We start from the raw sequence: 17356 nt of genomic DNA on the forward strand, positions 1-17356 counted from the left end.
ACAAAATCCCTATTGTTGTTCCTGCGAGGAAAACGCTGCCCGTGCAAGAGGACCTTCATCCGTACGGCGGGTAGCAATCAGCATTTTTGCCTGCTGCTGAACGTCCTGCGGCACCGACGCAAGTTCGACCGTTTTACAATCGCTGTCGCCGACATAACGCACGACGTCATGCGTGCTTTTCACCTTCAGTTCGCAGCGGTACATCTGCATCCCACGCGCCATATATAAATTCTTCATGCGGTGATCGGTTTCCGCCGTGAATCCGCCCTGCCCTAATCCCGACCAGCTGGCGACATTTAACGGCGTCGCGCCTTCCAGCGGCGTTTGCTGATTAATCATCAGTCTGCCAAGGTAGGTGTAGCGCGAGACGATATTCACCTTGCTGACCAGCATCCGTCCCGGCGCGATAAACAGCGTCCGGCGTCCGGCACCCTGCGTGATTTCACTGCGCATACCGGCGGTAGATTCAATGGAATCATTGATGCTGATATTACTTTGCGTATACGCCGGCACGCTGAACAACGTACGGCCTGTGCCGTGCAGACTGGCGCTGCCTGCGCCGTCAACGGAGACATCCACGCGGGTATCCCGGCTGTCATCGGTGCTCGCGACGTTCAGCCCGACGGCAGCACCGGGCAGGCCGTTGCCCCATTTCCCCCAGTACAGACCGGATTTCGCCACCGCCATTGAGGAGTTATAGCTGCCGCTGCTGCTTAAACGCTGGCCCGACGCCCCCGAAGAGGCTGAACTGAACGCCAGACTGCCGCTGCCGTACTCGCCGCTGGTTTTACCGTAGACCGAAGCATTCAGCGTATTGTCCTGATTGCCGTTGAGATTCACGCCGATTTCCTGCTGATTCTGCGCATCGAAATACCAGTTTTGCGCGACGTTATAGCCAATCTGATCTTTACTGCTGCGGTCAGTCTGATAAGTCATGCCCACCGAGCTGTAGTTTGAGCGCGCATTAATCGTCGGCGTGCTGACGCGCGAGAGCGAAACGGAGAGAAATCCGCCGTTATCGCGCTTCATGCCGGTGCTGCTGGTACGCGTAAAAAGATTGGCGCTGGTGTTGATGTTGATGCCGCCGACGCTGAAACCGCGTCCCAGCCCGGCCTGCCAGGTGGTCGTCTGCGTTTTGTTATAACTGCTGCGGCGTGTCCATACCGGCACCACGTCGTTATCATCGAGCTGCGCCGGGATCACGTTGCGGCCTTCATTTTTGCTGGCGCTGTAACCGGCGTTTACGTACCAGCTTTTCACCGGCACGCTGAACATCAGGCTGCTGCTCTGATAGCAGCCGCTGAAACCGTATTGGCCGCCGTTGTTGCTGTAACAATCCTGCGCATACAGTGCGCTGCGGTAAAAACTGAGAGAAAAACCGTCGTTATAGGTGACCTGCTGAATGTTGCCGCGCGAGCCTTCGCTGCCCTTCAGGTAACTGAAGCGGGTGGTGAGAATGCCGTCGAGCAGCGGGTTATCAAATCCGTGACTCCAGTCGAGTGCGCTTTCGATAAAATGGTTGCGGTTGGTCGCGGCCACACCGCCGGTGAGCGCGGCTTCACGGGTGAGCGGCACTTTGATCCCCGCCTGCATCACGCGGCGATCGGCACCATTTTTTGATTCTGCGCCGTTGCCCTGAACCTCGCGTTCAGGAATGGCACCGCCCTGCACAAACCATTCGATGTTCTGGCTGGTGGCATTGCCCGTGCGGCTAAAAGGCACCTGCTCGGTGCGCGACAGCTGATTATCTTCGTAAACGCGCAACGTCACGGTGTAGCTGCCGTTAGGGAACGCGGTGGTATCGAGGTTCTGTGTCCCCGCATTCAGATAAAAGGTGCCGAGCAACTGCTGATCGCGATAGGCATCAATGCGCGACGGGCGGGTGATAAATACCGTCACCGGTGTGCCCTGCGCGGCCTGTGAATTGTTCATCCAGGCAAGCGTGGAACCGACGCGCGCACCTTCGATGGTGCTGAGCGGCAACTGGCTGAGGGTAATATTTCCGCCTGCGTTGCTGAAAATATCCCGCGAGTCCATGCGCCCCGCCTGAACGTAATAGCGTTTGCCGACGTCGCGGCGCAGGAAGACGTTGTTAAAACGCACATCCTGATGATTTTGCTGGCGATATTTCTGCGCCAGATAGTCCCAGTCAATACCTGCATAACTATTTTCCGTCAGCCCGAGCGCGCCCGCGCCCTGTACGGATAACGTCTGGTCATCGTTATTAGTAACGAAGTTAATATTCTGCTGATGGATAAACGCCGCTTCCGTTTCTGCCGTCTGTTCGTAGTACGGCGAGTTCTGGTCTGCGGCAAGCGGCACAAACTCAGGGCCGAGGAACAATGCGACTTTGGCATTATTTTCATCATAGATAAGTGCAACCGAATCCGTTTCCAGATAGTCACACCCTGCCACGCCGCCGTTACTGCTGCACGCCAGATTTCCGTTACGTGCCATAGGCTTGCCGATCAGACGGTCCAGCACCGCTTGCTGCTGAGAACTCTTTTGATAATGCGTCATCACCGCCTGCGCCACGTCTTCCGGTTTGAGGAAAGTGACGGTATCGAGGTTAACGGAGGCTTCAAAAAGTCCGAGCGATTGCCCGTAGACAGAAAGATTGACCCACAGCGTCTGGCCGGTGACCAGCGATTCAAAACCAGGCGGAACCTGGGTGGCAGCACGGGCTGAAAGAAAGGGGGTTAGGGTAATGAAAGAGGCGATTATAACGATGCGGAAATTGACCTTCATTACAGCGTCCTGCTGAAAAAGAATAACAAGGGGGCGAACTGCCCCCCGAAATAATCGATCAGTCAACTCCGGCAAATCAGCTCGACGTCGTTGCCTGTGTGATTAACAGGCTGACCACGCCGGAATAGGTGCCGGTCGTCAGAGGCGCTACGGTTGCCGGGGAGATTTTCAATGGCAGAACGGAAGAACCGTTCTCAGTGCCCGCCGGAAACAGGGATGCGTAAGTCAGGGAGGTCGCCGTGGTGGTGATCGGTTTCAGATCTGCACCCAGCGTGACTTTCAACGGAACGGCGGTACCGGTTACGGTTTCGTTTAACTGGGCAGTGCTCACCAGCGCCACGTTGATATTGGCGGTAGAAGAATTCGACCAGATTTTAGTATCCAGTGAATAAGTCGATAAACCACGACCAGGAATATATTGCATATTAATGGTGCCCGGCAGTGCAGTACCGTCTGCCTGAGTCATATCAACCGTCGAATCAACGTTGGCATTGACAGTAATATCTTTCTGCACAGCCTGTGCATTAAATGCAGCCGTTAACGCAGCAGCGATGAAAAGTGGTTTGATTAATTTTTGCATTTGTAGCTCCATGAAAATCTATGTAATGGTCACAACGCTACATAATTCGAGCTGCAGGAAAGTGGCTGAATACAGCCAACGCACCTGCGGCTTGAAGAATGACGCGCATCCATGACCGTTTTATTGATAATGAACTGCTTCATAACAAACAAGTTGTTATTCTCTTAGAATAAGTTGATTATTTTCCGAGAACGTATTCGTTCATATTTCTCGTTTTTTGATCAACATATTTAATTCTTATTTCCTGTGCAGCATTTATTTCAGCTGGCGTCCAGGCTTTGAACCGTAATGTCTCATCCGGATATACCGTGGCGTGTTCCTGTTTCCACTGGCAACTGCCGCTGCTATTTTTTTGCAAGCAGAGAGCGACTTCGCGGATCACCATGCGCACGGTGCCATTGTTTTTAACGTCGCCTGACGATAATGGAATGAGGGATAACACAGCGTGTTTCGGCGGAATATGAACCAGCACGCCCCAGACTAAATTGATGCCCACCTGGTTGCTGATTTTATTCTCCTGACCGGTGTTATCTTTCAATTCCTCCGGCGCACCGACGGCCTCGAAGTAAACACGCCAGGCGGTCTCTTTCTCCTGGGGTTGTAACGAAATAAGACGAATAATGCGTTGCGAACCCGATGCCAGCGCGAATTTATCCGGGGTAGCAATCAGCGAATGCGAAACCGCATCTTCTATCAATATTTCTTTTTCAAATTGCGTGGCAGGGCGGTCTATTCGCTTAATGCTGACTTTAATAAACTGCGCCTCACCGCTTTGCGACAAAGTCTGTACCTGCGCTGCGCCCTGGCTATTAAGCGTCACCTCCATGGGATAAACGCTCATATTTGCCAATGCAGCAGGCATGGATAAAAAAGTCATTAATATCAGTGAGAAACACAGTAACCTGGCGAACTTCTTTTTACAAAACAACGCAAAAGAATTGCCGTAACGCAGGGTCTGATGACGTGACTCTTCCATGATAAATCCTTATAAAATCCATTAAACAACGTGCCGGTAATTCCCCCTCCTGAGAGAACCCCTGTTAACCCGGACATCTGAACTCACGGGTATAACCTGGCGATAAGAAAATTCTCACACAGGCTTTGTTATGTCACTGTCCATTTTTGTGGTTAATTTTTTTAAGAGAAAGGGCAAAAAACGCCATACTGTAATAAAAACCGCCTAACTCAATGAAATAGCTAATTAAAATAACCATACAAAAAATAAGTCATTGACTTTTGAAACTATTTTAACCGGTCAAAATAAAATCACTGTTTATGCTAAATAGCCATTTTAGTGCTAGGATTATCCTGAGAAGGGCAATAAAGACCCTTACTGCTTTTAACAACAATCGCTAAACACCCACTATCGCCATATAGCATAATGAACCGTTTCTCAACGGACTTTAAATTAACACTAAAGAACAATGGCGATATTTTTTTATTTGTATTATGGAACCAGGCAAAGTAAGCAGCAATATGAAGAGCAAACAACAACTCACAGAATTAATTTTTCACCGTGCAGAAAAAATTAAGTCCCACAAAGATATTGAGGCAGTCATGCAGAAGCACTATAAACTTCTGTTCAGACTTTACCTGACTAAACCTCTCTATTTTAAGGTTATTTTTAAAGCAAACCGTTTTATTATCGGTTCGGCCATCATGGCGTATTTTTTCACGACAGAAAAACCGACACTTCGCCACGTCAAAGATTTTTGTAAGAAAACAGGGTTAATCAGTGACAATACGATCGATTCCTTTCTGCTCTTCATCCGGGTAGGCGGTCGTATGGACGTTAAAAAGGATCCGCAGGATAAACGAAAGTTAAACTATCAGGTGACGTCAAAGGCGCTTGATGAAACCCGTGCGTTAATTAATACCATGATGATCCCCTATGGGATGCTTTATCCGGATTTCGATGTCTCCGGATGTTTGAAAATGGAAAATTTCACCGCTGATTATTTCCAAAAATATGCCGAAATCATCCTCAATCAGGTGTATCTCTTCGATATGGTGCCGGATTGTAAGGCGTTCGTTTTCAGAGATGCCGGACACATGCTGCTGATGGATCTCTATATCGAGAGCATCAAACAGCAGACGGCGGTGATCGAGTACAACTACCTAAAAGCCTCGCTCAAATGTGGTGTGTCACGCTCGCACATTAAACGTTGTCTGAAAGCCGCTGAGGTTGACGGATTACTGACGCTCGATACACCGAATAACACCATTATTCTGCACCTGACCTTCATGCAGATGGTGCTGAACTACTTTGCGGTTTACATGGCGATGGTTGAGCATGGATTGCGTGGTTTGCCCGGTGCCCCCCCGCTGCCGGCGCACTGAACCACAAAATTTTGCGGTTCAGATCACACTTCAATTATGTTAACGTTAACACTTGTGATTAACATCATAATTCCGCATCGTACCGTCTGGGAAAAGCAGTAAGTTAACGTTAACAATGTGGTCTGTCTCTTCGAAACACGCACGGATATGCCCATGAAAAACAGCCACCGAAGTCACTACACATTGTTGAGCGGATTGCTTTTTTGCTTCTTCTACACCTGGTCCTCCGCCTTTTCGCTTATTTCCCTATGGCTCAGTCAAAAGGTCGGGCTGAAAGGTACGGAAACAGGAATGTTCTTTTCCGCCATCGCCCTGACGGCGCTGTGCGCACAGCCGCTTTATGGTTTTATTCAGGACAAACTGGGACTGCGCAAAAACCTGCTGTGGGCCATCGGCTGTCTGTTACTGGCCAGCGGCCCGTTCTTCATCTTCATCTTTGCCCCGCTGTTGCAGGTCAATATTCTGCTGGGTGCCGCAGCCGGGGGCTTGTACGTCGGCGCGACGTTTTTTGCCGGGATCGGCGCACTGGAATCTTACACCGAGCGGGTGAGCCGCATTTTAGGGTTTGAGTTCGGCAAGGCCAGAATGTGGGGATCGCTCGGCTGGGCGGCGGCCACTTTCTTCGCCGGGATGCTGTTTAACATCAACCCGAACCTGAACTTCTGGATGGCGTCATCTTCGGCGGTGATATTCCTGCTGCTGCTGTGGCGGCTGCGCGAGGTGAAAACCGATGCGCTGAACCAACTCGAGTACGGCAAGCCCGGCAACCTCCAGCTGGCCGATGCAGTTGCACTGTTTCGCCTGCCGCGTTTCTGGGCGCTGATCGTGTTTGTGACCGGCGTCAGCGTCTACAACGTTTACGACCAGCAATTTCCGGTGTACTTCTCTTCGCTGTTCTCGGACGTTAAAAACGGCAACGAGATGTACGGTTTCCTCAACTCCTTTCAAGTGTTTTTAGAAGCCGGCGGGATGTTCCTCGCCCCGTTTATCGTTAACAAAATCGGGGCCAAAAACGGATTATTACTTAGCGGCCTGATCATGGCGCTGCGCGTCTTTGGCTCGGGGCTGGCGGCGGATGCCGTCACGATTTCCTGCATGAAGCTGCTGCACGCCGTCGAGCTGCCGATCCTGCTGATTGCCATGTTTAAGTACATCACCACCCGCTTCGATCCGCGTCTTTCGGCCACGCTGTATCTGGTCGGTTTTCAATTCATCACGCAAGTCTGCGCCAGTGTGTTATCCCCGCTGGCCGGGCACGGCTACGATCTGATCGGCTTTGCCGACACTTACATGATCATGGGGATGTTGGTGCTTGTCCTGACCCTCATCTCCGGCTTCCTGCTCATCGGTGAAAAGAGCCGGACGCCTCCATCTGTGTTATTCAAAAAGAGTGAGATTTTATGAAACAGCGACTGGAACGCGCAGAACAGGCGTTGCGCGACGGGAAAGCCACGCGCGGCGATACTTTCTACCCACACTTTCATCTCGCACCACCGGCGGGCTGGATGAACGATCCGAACGGGCTGATTTATCATCAGGGGCGGTATCACGCGTTTTATCAGCACCATCCGTTCAGCGAGAACTGGGGGCCGATGCACTGGGGGCACGCCACCAGTCAGGACATGGTCAACTGGCAGCATCAGCCGGTGGCGCTGGCACCGGGCGATGAGTATGACCGCGACGGCTGTTTTTCAGGCAGCGCCGTGGACGACAACGGTGTACTCAGCCTGATTTATACCGGCCACGTCTGGCTGAGCGGCGAAGGCAATGACAGCGCTATCCGGGAAGTGCAATGTCTCGCGACCAGCGAGGACGGCATTCACTTCAACAAACAGGGCGTGGTGCTCACGCCGCCGGACAACATCATGCATTTTCGTGACCCGAAAGTGTGGCGCGAATTGGGTTACTGGTGGATGGTGATCGGCGCGCGGGATGAGCACGATTGCGGGCAGGTGTTGCTTTACAAAGGGGACAGCCTGCGCGAGTGGACGCTCGACCGCGTCCTCGCCAAAGCCGATGACAACACGGGTTACATGTGGGAATGCCCGGATTTCTTCCCGCTGGGCGAGGAGCGCATTCTGATGTGTTCACCGCAGGGCATCAAAGCGCAAGGCTATGATTATCGCAACCTGTTCCAGAGCGGCTGCCTGCGCGGCACATGGCAGCCGGGTCAGGATTTTGAGGTGCTGGAAGGTTTCACCGAACTCGACCACGGACATGATTTCTACGCGCCGCAGTCGTTTACCGCTGCCGACGGGCGTCGCGTGGTCATCGCGTGGATGGACATGTGGGAATCGGTGATGCCATCAAAGGCGCAAGGCTGGGCGGGCTGCATGACGCTACCGCGTGAACTAACGCTGCGCGACGGCAACGTTTGCATGGTGCCGGTGGACGAAGTGCGGACACTGCGCCGTGATCATCACCCTCTCCTGCCGCATGTCATCAGAAACAGCGTTGAGCAGATAACGGATAACGCGCAGGCGATCGAAATCATCGCGCAGTGGGATCTCAGCGCGTCTGATGCGCAGAGCTTCGGCATAAAACTCGGCGACGGCGTCTGCGTCTTCGCAGACGCTCAGGCGCAAAGGCTCTGTCTTCGCCGTGATTTCCCGGAGTATGGGATCAACGATCACCGCAGCGTCGCGCTGACGGCTGACAAGCCGCTGGAAATGCGCATCTTTATCGACCGCTCTTCGGTGGAAGTTTTCGTCAATCAGGGAGACGCAACGCTCAGCAGCCGGATCTACCCGCAGCCCGATCAGCGCGCCCTTTCGTTCTTTGCAGAAAAGGGGGAAGCAGTGTTAGTGCAGAGTGAATACTGGACGTTAAGCGCAGGTTAATTTGCTCAGGATGCTATAAAGACGCCCGCTCAAGCACCGGTGAGGCGATTTTTATCAGGCCGTGATTGGGGCGCTGCTCGATAAGATGCAGCACCGCTTCACGGCCAATTTCGCGGTGCGGCAATTGCACTGTGGTCAGCGGCGGCAGGAACAGATCGCCAATGCCGACCATATTGTCATACCCGAGCACGGCGACCTGCTGCGGTATCGCAATCCCTTTCGCCAGCAGCACCTGATACGCCAAAAATGCGATGCGGTCATTGCCGCAGACCAGCACATCAAAATCCGGCTTACCGTCGATGATGAACTTTTCGAGCATCCCGACAACGTCGCGGTAATGTTCATCCCCCAGTTCCATATGAAACTGCCGAAGGTGTTCTTCCGCCAGTCCGGCTTCGCGCCACGCCTGCTCGGCACCTGCGCGACGGCGGACGCCCGCGGGAATGGATTGTGGCAAATAAACGCACAGCGGATGCCGGTAACCTTTACGGATCAGCATATTCATCGCCTGATACTGGCCGTCAAAATCATCGGGAATATAGCCCGGCAGCGCGAGTTCACGGCTGAGACAGTTCGCCAGCACCAGATTTTTATCCATCAGCCGCGCCGGGATCTCAACTTCGCGCAACCCCATGGTGGTAAAAATGATGCCATCGGGTCGTTGGGAAAGCAGCTGGCTGACGGCGCGCTCGCTGTCTTCCTGGGACGTAATGCTGACCAGAAAACTGCTCCAGCCAAATTCGCGGGCGGTGAGTTCTATCGACAGAAGGATTTCAACGGAGAACGGCGTTGTCGCGGTATCAAGCGCCAGTACACCAAGCGTGGAAACTTTACTGCTTTTACCGCGCATTTTCCGTGCGGAGAAATCAGGCACATAATTTAATGCATCAATGGCCTGCTGCACGCGCGCCAGGGTTTCCGGCTTAAGCCTTTGTGGCTCATTAATGGCGCGGGACACGGTCATCAACGAGACCGATGCCAACTGTGCTACTTCTTTCAGCGAAGCCATAACTCTCCCGTTCAGCGAATTTTACCCCCCTGATCCTACACAATAATACGCCCGCAGCGTAAGCCTAAATCCTTGCAGATGAGAGGCCACAAGCGCTTTGCTCTGAAAACCGCCACGTGCCCCGGAAAAAATAATCAAAACCGTGAACCACTTAACATCTTATGTGAATGTGTTATGTTAATGACTTAAAAACAGGAGCAGGAATCTGATGGAATATTATCTTTTAGTCTTGGCAAAATTCGTTATTGGTTTTCTGATTGTTATTTCCCATCTGAACTTTTCGGGCAAGACGCAGCTTTCACAGATGACGCCGGTAGATTTCATCGGTAACTTTGTTTTAGGTGGAATTATTGGTGGCGTCATCTATAACGATGTCATCCCGCTTTACCAATATATTATCGTACTGGTGATCGGCGTCATGCTAATCTCCCTGTTAAACTCCATCAGTAAACGCTTCTTTTTATTTCGCTCCTTCGCCATTGGTAATCCGATACCTATTGTGAAGGACGGAAAATTTATTATGGAGAATATTCTCAGGCGCCGAAACAAAATTGACATCCTCAACGTCGCATCGCAGTTACACGCTCAGGGTATTCACTCTTTTCAGAATCTGAAATACGCACAGATCGAACCCGGAGGCCAGATCACCGCCGTCTGCGAAGGCGCCGAGATGCCCTCCGTGATCCTGGTGAAAGACGGTCGGGTGCGACATTCCGAACTGGACGCAATTCAGAAAGACGAAGAATGGCTGCATGAGAAAATTACGGCGTTGGGTGTTAAAGAAGTCAGCGACATTTTCCTCGCCGAGTTCTGGCAGGGGCAGATGACACTGGTCATGACGGACGGTAAAGTGTGCAGGTAGGATGTCATCAGCGATGAAAAAGGCAGATCGTAAAGACGCCGTGAAACATGCCTGATGGCCCGGACGCTTTACTTTTCTGCCTGTGATCACTTTCGATACTCGGTTTATTTTGCGGCAGTTCTTATGTTTTGATTTTTCCTTTTGAATCAAAAAGCGTATCCCACTGCTGAAACTCCGTATCTTCAAAAACCAGGCAACCCTGAGCCATCTTTTTAAAATAAGATATTTTTTCATTATCATAAGAGGGAGGAAAATGATTGAAGTTCACTTTATAAGCATCCTCTTTAAGATTTAGAATATAATTCGGACAGAGCAAGTTTATCGTTCCGATAGAAAAAAGACTAAAAGCATGAATGAAAACCTTTGGTTGATTCCCCTCCAAAGATTGCGTTGCCCAAATAGATTTCGGGAACATGTTTACATCATACTTATCTGCATCAATTGAGTAATAATGAGGCGTACTACTCACCATCCCCACTGAATGTAGTGAAGAGTAAATAAATGCATTAAGGAACATTGGAAATAAAAAAACCAGAACGCCAGTGGAGACAAGTGCAGCAACAGACACACCCTGTATTATCACCAATGTGTTTTTTTTGGCTTTATTTTTAATTTTTTCCAGGAAAAAGTAAAACAAACAGGGCATGTACGATAAAAATATAAAGGCTATCATGAAGACCAGCCAATATAAAAACACCCACATATCATCAATATTACTGGCCTTTAACACAATCATCAGAGGATAAAAAATTGATGATGAAGAAAAGAACATATACAATGATAAAACAAACACCTCAAAAACATACTGAACAACAACTCGCATAAAATATAGCGAGCCCGTTCCGGGCTTAATAATATAATACTTCAACGTATTAACAATACTGAATGCGATGGTCAGCATGCACGCAATATACACTATTTTTACGCTGGATATTTTACCCACTTTGATCAAATCACTCCCCCATGGAATAACAGGGAGAAAAGTGATTAATATCATTATGACTGACACCCCAATACAATAGCATGGCGCAGAAGATATATCATAACCACCCGGCCTGTCTTTTCTCATGAAGTGATAACCGATAAGTAAAGCGCTGGGTAAAACCAGAAGCACTATGACACCCGCTCCAAATATTAACGCAGAAAATAATAAAGATATTAATCCAATATTGATAGAGAACGCATCGAGAAGCAAGTCCGTCCTGCCAATACCGTTTAAATACCTCCAGACCACCGCCCCGGAAATAATGATAAGATAAGGAATGATGAACTTCTGACTTTCAATCACTTTTTTAATGACTGAAAAGAACCCTTCTGAATTTTCTTCGCTCACGTTAAGTCCATCCAAAGTTAAAATATACACTAATGATAATAGCGCGTATCCCCCACAGACAAGAAGCAAAAATCACAATCAAAGCAATATCACGAAAATACAAACAGGCCGCCTGAATAACATCCGTTAACACACTATGGTATAAGTTTAATGAATGATTTAGCTTGCTAACATTTCAATTAATAATTGAATATCGCCATCCCTTTGCGAAACAACTTCCTAATCTGAGTGCAACTCTCTGTAAATGCATCCAATCTGTTTCTTTGAATTATTGGCAGATATAAAAAGGCCGCCAGTTTGTGCATTATGCTGTTTTACAGTTCACAATATATCATTTCATTGACCTAAAACCAGAAGACGCAGCCCAACAATTCTGAGATGTACTCATTCATTGAAAGCCGGATAACGGCGCTGTAAGTCCTCGCAGCGGGAATATTCAGTGAATATAAACTGTAGCAATAATAACCGTCAGCATGTCCTGCTATAATTTCATTTTCGGACAATGAACAAACAGCGATTGGGATTAATATGATGAAATCCCATAAAACGATCATGGATCAATATATGAAGCAGAAGTGCTGTAACAATTTACTAAAAGATCTAAAGATAAATGTCTAAACACCCGTTTTCTCACCTGCACTGTTGGGTAATACTGTTAGTTCCTTGAGGGCAGACATCTGTAGAGACTGGACGCAGAAACGACTCCCATGTACAAGCGGACAATAGCAAACACAAAGCAGCAATTATAATTATTCTCATAAATCAGATCCCTCTCATCTTTTGATGTAATCATATCATAAAACCTGCAATCGTTCTTTAATGACGACTAAGCGATAAGTAATCAGTTTGTACTAAGGGCAGTCATTAAACGCAGCAGGGAAAAGAGACTTAAAAATTTATGAGATGTTTCCCTACAGGGCCCGAACCAGGAGCCTGCGGCTAAGAAGAACGTCGGCGCATCAATAACTAAATGTTTTAAAAGGGCTATTGTGCATTCTCAAGTGATACACAGGAGTCCAGAAACCTTGTCGCTCAGGTTTGCTCAGTAAATCGGGATCACCTGGCTCTAAAATTCCCCCAAAGGATAATGACTACAAAGGGGGATTGATTACGAAGTACTAAAAACAACTTAAGGCATGGGTTGTTGGTTAAAAACAAGCGATATAATCACCACCCCACACTCAATCACCAGGAATTTCCCCACATAAATATCTTAGGGATACATTCACAAGAATTATCTTAATAAAGCATCCACTAAGCTCACTAATAATTAAGTTACACATTTACGTGACATACCCTATTTTAATACCCCTTGGATTTATGGTAGTTTTTTGGTGCGTTGAGACAAAGGCTTAGGATCAAGCTTTGTGCGCTCTGAATGCAAGGACTATTCGGCGAACTCATCCATTATACATTCACCACACCAATTAATTACAGGCATTGCATTCACCATTACTGTTGGCATATATCGCTGACCTCTTTAAATAATCGTCTGAATGGCTGCCTGAAGGGAAGCTGATACAAACATCCGGCTTAGAGCCGATGTTGAGACGCAATGATAATTGCGATGTAAATCAGGATTAACGTTCAAAGGGAATTAAACGATGGGTATTCAGGAATACATTCTTGCCGGCAGTAAATTACCGATCCACAACCACTATCAGCTACGCTTAACCCGTTTGGAATCCCAACAGTCTGACGTCGATATATCGGTGCTCAAGTTCAGCGGCAGCGAGGCCATCAGCGATATTTTGCGCTATGAGATTGAGTTTACCAGTGCGGTGAAAGATATCCCCGCCCAGCACATCATCAATTATTCCGCGCTGTTCCTGATGTACCCCGACGGCAAGCCCTGGGAATCTGTTAAACCACGCATTATCCCCGGTGTCATCACCCAGTTCCGCCAGTGCAGCACTTCTGCCGATGAAACCCGCTACGTCGCCACGCTGGAACACCGCCTGACCCGGTTAAATCAGGGCACCAATAACGCGATTTACCAAAACGACAGCATCATCAGCATGACCGAAAACACTTTCCTGCGTTACAACATGGACCGGCTGGATTTTCGGTTTGCGCTCAATGATCAGTATCCGCTGAAAAAATTCATGATGCAGTTCGGTGAAAGCGAATACGCCCATATTGCGCGACGCCTGGCTGATAGCGGTATCTCCTACTTCTTCGAATATGACGAAGAGAACAACTGCGACGTCATGGTGCTGGCCGACCATTCCTACGCCTGGCCAGAGCCTGTTGCTATCCCGTTCCGCAACCCGGCGGGACTGTTCGACGGCGGACTGGAATCGGTCTGGGAGATGTCGGTCAGCCGCAAGTCCATTCCGAAGTCAGTCACGGTTAACGACGATTACTACCCTGCCGCACAAAGCGATATGACCGGCACAACGGAGACCACCCCGGATTATCCGGCACTGGTTGCCGAAGATTACCGCTGGGGTGAGAACTATCCCGAAGCGGGCAAAGAGTTCAGTAACCAGCCAGGCCAAGGGATGTGGTATGCCAAACGCCGTCAGGAGCGCTACCTCACGGAGCAAATCACCTTTGAGGGTAAATCCAACTGCATGACGCTGCGTCCGGGGATGGTCATCACCACGCCCGGCAAAGACTGGCCTGAAGCGCCGGACGGTCTCCTGATTGTCTCCACGAACTCTAAAAACGTCGCCCGCGATACGGCGTACTTCGTCACCTTCACCGCGGTTCCGCGTAATACTCAGCATCCGTACCGCCCTGCGTTGTTGCCGTGGCCGACCGTCACCGGCACGCTGCCTGCCCGTATCTCCAGCGCGCATCCGGACGAACCTTACGCTCACATCAACGCCGACGGCCTGTACCGCGCTCAATTTGGCTTCGATCGTACAGAGTGGCAGAAAGGTTTTGAGAGCTGCTGGCTGCGTCTGGCCAAACCCTATTCCGGCGATACCTGCGGCTTCCATATGCCGCTGCTGGATTCCACCGGCGTAGCGATTGCCTTTGAGAACGGCGACGTTGATCGGCCTTATATCGCCTGTGCGCTGCACGATTCAACTCACCCGGACCATGTGGCGTTGCCGAACTACAAGCGGAACGTCATTCGCACTCCCGCCAATAACAAACTGCGACTGGACGATACGCGCGGGAAAGAACACATCAAGCTTTCCACACCGGCCAGCGGCAAAAGCCAGCTGAACCTGGGGGCGCTGGTCGATGATAAACGCAAAGACCGCGGCCACGGGGCTGAGCTGCGTACCGACGACTGGGTGTCCGTTCGCGGCGGTAAAGGCGTGTTTATTTCTGCCGACGTGCAGGCTTCCGCCGGAGGTCAGCAACTGGATATGCAACAGGCCAAAGCCCTGCTCTCCAGCGCGATGGTGGAAATGCAGAGTCTTTCCGCCAGTGCGCAACAGGCGCAGGCATTAGCCGCGGATATCGACCGTCAACAGACCTTGCTTCAACAGAAACTCGATAAGCTTCAGCAGGCTGTTTTACTCCTCAGTGCACCAAAAGGCGTCGGTATTGTCAGCGGTGACAGCATGCAGCTGTTCGCCGAAGATAGCCTGACACTGACCGCGGGTAAGCAGGTGGATATCGGCGCGACGAAGAAATTCACCGTCGCGGCCGGTGATCAAATCAGCCTCTACAGCCGCCAGGGCACCAAAATGTTTGCCGCCAAAGGCGACATCGACGTTCAGGCCCAGGGCGGTAAGTTCACCACCTGGTCAACGGACGACACGCATGTTGCCAGCGGCAAAAAAATGGCGGTAACGGCGCAGGACGAGCTGGTCCTGATTTGTGGCGGTGCCTATATCAAACTCAAAGGCGGGAACGTTGAGATTGGCGGGCCGGGGAAACTGCTGATCAAAAATGGCGGCATCGTCAAGCAAGGCTCAGCAAGCATGCAGAGTGCGATGAAATCGTTTGATCCGGAGCAGTTTAATGAGGGGTTTGTGGTTACTCACCCGCTCAATGGCAAACCACTGGCGTCCCAAAAATACAAAATCACGCTGGATGACGGGCAGGTCATTGAAGGGCTGACCGATGAAAAAGGCATGACCTCTCTCACTAAATCACAAGCCGCGCAGGATATGGTCATTTCGTTACTGGATGGCGAATAAGGATTTCAAGGAAAGAATATGAAAAAAATAACTAAATTAATCATCAGCGCGCTCAGTCTTTCTGTTGTGATAAGTGTGACAGGTTGTGCTGTTGGCCCCTGGGGAGGCCTCATTATAGGTAACCCTTTTTCCGGAATAGCGGAAGCTCGTCAGGCTCGAGAATATAATGAAAGGCAAGAAGAATTAAAGAAAGAAGCTTTACAGAAAGAGCTATTGGCTGAAAAAAATTACGGGCCGCCACAGGTGATATATCGTATTGATCAAAAACGCTATATCACGCTTGAAAAGTATACCCATTGCGACAATGGTCAGATATTTTTTCATAATGATGAAAAAAATATAAAATTACCACTAGCGGTCTCATCGCGAAGCGTAATGAATTACAAAGGAAAATTCATCTGGGCAGCGAAGAGCGACAACATGCTGGCTTTTCCTTTAGTGAGAGGCGGCAACGATCATTGTAGTGACACTATCAAAAACTGTGCTTATAGCATTCTGTCAGCCAGTAACGATGGGGGGGAGAAATTTAGTGAAATTATATTCGGTGCAAGTAATAGCTCAAACTCTAAAGAGTACACGGTTGTTCTTACAGATGATGCTATCTACACCAAAAGAGACAAATATCCTACTGATAAATTTTCTGTCGATACAGATGGTAAATTTTATAATGTAAGGCAAGTCTGGGTCCAGGATGAACTTTATAAAGGCTTGTTGAAGTTCGGGGTGCCAAAAGATGTTTTAGCAAATAACCGAGTAGGTTATATACCTTCTTGGCTAAAAGCATTACACGATTACTCTGATATTCAAATTCATGAAGTTGATGTAAAGGCTCATACGTTGTTAAACCAACTCAATAACTCACCGACTTTAGAGAAATTACCTGATGAAAAGATCGGTAAATCAATAAGTAGTGAATTTACTTGCAATGATGCACTGATACCGACTCAACTAAAAAATCAAGGATGACCATGAAAAAGCTAACTTTACTCGCAGGTGCATTAATATTTTCGCTAACCAGCCTGAATAGTTGTGCCGTGACACCGCCTCCGGTGCAAACATCGACGCAGCCAGAAAAGCTGGCAGTACAACCCATCCATAACCCTCCACAGGTGATTTATCGTATCGATAAAAATCAGTATCTCACGCTGGAGGATTATTCGAACTGTGATGATGGGTCGATTTATTATCATAATGATAACAAGAAGATAAAAACGAAGCTCTGGTTCCTTTCCATGGGAACAATGAACTACAAAGGCAAGTTTATCTGGGCAGCGAAAAACGACGACATACTGGCGATTCCTTTAGTGAGTGGTGATAACGATGCTTGTGGTGACCCGCTCAGAGGCTGTGCTTACAGCATTTTGTCAGCCAGTAGCGATGGGGGAAAGAATTTTAGTGATATTAAATTCCATGCGAGTAATAGCTCTAACTCTAAGGATTATACAATCATTATTAGCGATGATGCTATATACATCAAAAGCGCCTACTACGATTCCGAAAAATACCAAACAAATAGCGCTGTAGTGGTCAACAAAAAC

The 17356-nt window shown here is 49.2% G+C and carries 12 protein-coding genes; 7 read left to right on the forward strand and 5 right to left on the reverse strand.

All coding sequences use genetic code 11. The features are described from left to right. Positions 1 to 9: 9 nt before the first annotated feature. The 3 genes from TU92_RS20810 to TU92_RS20820 form a co-directional block, all read right to left on the reverse strand. Positions 10 to 2748, reverse strand: a complete 2739-nt coding sequence (locus TU92_RS20810; RefSeq protein WP_112169074.1) for a TcfC E-set like domain-containing protein — start codon at positions 2746 to 2748, stop codon at positions 10 to 12. Between the two features lie 76 nt (positions 2749 to 2824). Next, positions 2825 to 3328: a CS1 type fimbrial major subunit gene (locus TU92_RS20815; protein WP_112169076.1), complete on the reverse strand. Its 504-nt coding sequence runs from the start codon at positions 3326 to 3328 to the stop codon at positions 2825 to 2827. A gap of 178 nt (positions 3329 to 3506) precedes the next feature. Then, complete coding sequence (locus tag TU92_RS20820; RefSeq protein WP_112169077.1) at positions 3507 to 4304, reverse strand: fimbrial protein; 798 nt, start codon at positions 4302 to 4304, stop codon at positions 3507 to 3509. Between the two features lie 473 nt (positions 4305 to 4777). Here TU92_RS20820 and TU92_RS20825 point away from each other — a divergent pair, with 473 nt between their 5' ends. From TU92_RS20825 to TU92_RS20835, 3 genes are all read left to right on the forward strand, one after another. Then, positions 4778 to 5668 (forward strand): hypothetical protein, encoded by an 891-nt coding sequence (locus TU92_RS20825; protein ID WP_248291973.1) that lies wholly within the window; start codon positions 4778 to 4780, stop codon positions 5666 to 5668. A 153-nt stretch (positions 5669 to 5821) separates the two neighbouring features. After that, positions 5822 to 7072 carry an MFS transporter gene (locus TU92_RS20830; RefSeq protein ID WP_112169079.1) on the forward strand — a complete coding sequence of 417 codons (1251 nt, stop codon included), beginning with the start codon at positions 5822 to 5824 and terminating at the stop codon, positions 7070 to 7072. Then, on the forward strand, positions 7069 to 8508 hold the full coding sequence (locus tag TU92_RS20835; protein WP_112169081.1) for a glycoside hydrolase family 32 protein: 1440 nt from the start codon (positions 7069 to 7071) through the stop codon (positions 8506 to 8508). Before TU92_RS20830 ends, TU92_RS20835 begins: the two co-directional genes overlap by 4 nt. Before the next feature lie 13 nt (positions 8509 to 8521). Here the strand turns inward: TU92_RS20835 and TU92_RS20840 are convergent, their stop codons facing one another. Then, the gene (locus TU92_RS20840) at positions 8522 to 9517 is read right to left on the reverse strand and encodes a LacI family DNA-binding transcriptional regulator (protein ID WP_112169083.1); all 996 of its coding nucleotides are present in this window, start codon (positions 9515 to 9517) and stop codon (positions 8522 to 8524) included. Positions 9518 to 9725: 208 nt separating this feature from the next. Here TU92_RS20840 and TU92_RS20845 point away from each other — a divergent pair, with 208 nt between their 5' ends. Further along, complete coding sequence (locus TU92_RS20845; protein WP_112169085.1) at positions 9726 to 10379, forward strand: DUF421 domain-containing protein; 654 nt, start codon at positions 9726 to 9728, stop codon at positions 10377 to 10379. A 121-nt stretch (positions 10380 to 10500) separates the two neighbouring features. On the opposite strand, the gene TU92_RS20850 is transcribed toward TU92_RS20845, so the two are convergent. Then, positions 10501 to 11712 carry an LTA synthase family protein gene (locus TU92_RS20850; RefSeq protein WP_112169087.1) on the reverse strand — a complete coding sequence of 404 codons (1212 nt, stop codon included), beginning with the start codon at positions 11710 to 11712 and terminating at the stop codon, positions 10501 to 10503. Positions 11713 to 13316: 1604 nt separating this feature from the next. Between TU92_RS20850 and TU92_RS20855 the strand changes: the two genes are divergently transcribed. From TU92_RS20855 to TU92_RS20865, 3 genes are all read left to right on the forward strand, one after another. After that, positions 13317 to 15818, forward strand: coding sequence for a type VI secretion system Vgr family protein (locus TU92_RS20855; protein WP_112169089.1), 2502 nt, complete (start codon positions 13317 to 13319; stop codon positions 15816 to 15818). Positions 15819 to 15836: 18 nt separating this feature from the next. Continuing rightward, positions 15837 to 16784 carry a T6SS immunity protein Tli3 family protein gene (locus TU92_RS20860; RefSeq protein WP_112169091.1) on the forward strand — a complete coding sequence of 316 codons (948 nt, stop codon included), beginning with the start codon at positions 15837 to 15839 and terminating at the stop codon, positions 16782 to 16784. 2 nt (positions 16785 to 16786) lie between these two features. Then, positions 16787 to 17356 (forward strand): T6SS immunity protein Tli3 family protein (locus TU92_RS20865; RefSeq protein WP_427909986.1); only part of this gene is annotated, 570 nt, incomplete at its 3' end.

This window comes from Rahnella inusitata (assembly GCF_003263515.1).
Lineage (GTDB): Bacteria > Pseudomonadota > Gammaproteobacteria > Enterobacterales > Enterobacteriaceae > Rahnella > Rahnella inusitata.

Bases quoted from the DNA above. Each gene is read 5' to 3' on its own strand.
- TU92_RS20830 (WP_112169079.1), top strand. From the start codon at position 5,822: ATGAAAAACAGCCACCGAAGTCACTACACATTGTTGAGCGGATTGCTT.
- TU92_RS20820 (WP_112169077.1), bottom strand. From the start codon at position 4,304: ATGGAAGAGTCACGTCATCAGACCCTGCGTTACGGCAATTCTTTTGCG.
- TU92_RS20860 (WP_112169091.1), top strand. From the start codon at position 15,837: ATGAAAAAAATAACTAAATTAATCATCAGCGCGCTCAGTCTTTCTGTT.
- TU92_RS20840 (WP_112169083.1), bottom strand. From the start codon at position 9,517: ATGGCTTCGCTGAAAGAAGTAGCACAGTTGGCATCGGTCTCGTTGATG.
- TU92_RS20845 (WP_112169085.1), top strand. From the start codon at position 9,726: ATGGAATATTATCTTTTAGTCTTGGCAAAATTCGTTATTGGTTTTCTG.
- TU92_RS20825 (WP_248291973.1), top strand. From the start codon at position 4,778: ATGGAACCAGGCAAAGTAAGCAGCAATATGAAGAGCAAACAACAACTC.
- TU92_RS20835 (WP_112169081.1), top strand. From the start codon at position 7,069: ATGAAACAGCGACTGGAACGCGCAGAACAGGCGTTGCGCGACGGGAAA.
- TU92_RS20810 (WP_112169074.1), bottom strand. From the start codon at position 2,748: ATGAAGGTCAATTTCCGCATCGTTATAATCGCCTCTTTCATTACCCTA.
- TU92_RS20855 (WP_112169089.1), top strand. From the start codon at position 13,317: ATGGGTATTCAGGAATACATTCTTGCCGGCAGTAAATTACCGATCCAC.
- TU92_RS20815 (WP_112169076.1), bottom strand. From the start codon at position 3,328: ATGCAAAAATTAATCAAACCACTTTTCATCGCTGCTGCGTTAACGGCT.